The sequence below is a fragment of the Pseudomonas sp. GD03875 genome, from assembly GCF_029840585.1.
Lineage (GTDB): Bacteria > Pseudomonadota > Gammaproteobacteria > Pseudomonadales > Pseudomonadaceae > Aquipseudomonas > Aquipseudomonas paralcaligenes.
On sequence record NZ_JAOCCV010000083.1, the window covers coordinates 1 to 899 of the forward strand.

General features: G+C 67.1%; 1 protein-coding gene. It reads left to right on the top strand.

All coding sequences use genetic code 11. The features are described from left to right. Window positions 1–899 (top strand): type VI secretion system tip protein TssI/VgrG (gene tssI / locus N5D30_RS26065; protein WP_279911343.1); only part of this gene is annotated, 899 nt, incomplete at both ends.

Sequence of the window (899 nt, forward strand, 5' to 3'; positions counted from 1 at the left end):
CCCGGGCGGCTACACCGACCTGGGCGAGGGCGAGGCCTACGCCCGGGTGCGGGTCGAGGAACTGCAGAGCGCGCACCTGCGCGGCCAGGCGACGGGAAGGGCGCGGGGACTGGCACCGGGCTACCTGTTCACCCTGGAGCGCCACCCCAGCGCGAGCCAGAACCGGGAATACCTGGTGGTCGCGGCGCACTACCAGTTCAGCGACAACGACTACGAGGCGGCGGGCGGTTCGAGCAGCCACGTACTGCGCATCCGGGTCGAGACGCACCCGTCGGACCAGCCGTTCCGCGCCCAGCGGTTGACGCCCCGGCCGCAGACCATGGGTCCGGACACGGCGACGGTGACGGGGCCGAAGGGCCAGGAAATCTACACCGACGAATACGGCCGGGTGAAAGTGTCGTTCCCGTGGAACCGCTACTGCAGCAAGGACGAGAACAGCTCCTGCTGGATACGGGTATCGCACCCGTGGGCGGGCTCGAGCTTCGGTGGCATCCACCTGCCGCGGATCGGCCAGGAAGTGCTGGTCGACTACCTGAACGGCGACCCGGACCGTCCGGTGATCACCAGTCGGCTGTACAACGCCTTCCAGATGCCGCCATGGCAACTGCCGGCCAACGCCACCCAGTCGGGCATCCTGACCCGTTCCAGTTTGGGCGGCGGCTACGAGAACGCCAACGCGCTGCGCTTCGAAGACAAGAAGGGCGAGGAACAGCTGTGGATCCATGCCGAGAAGAACCAGGACATCGAAGTCGAGAACGACGAGACGCACTGGGTGGGCAACGACCGCAGCAAGACCATCGACCGCGACGAGACCAGCCACATCAAGCGCGACCGGACGGAGACGGTGGACCGTGACGAGACGATCACGGTGCACGGCAACCGCAAGGAAGAAGTGGACG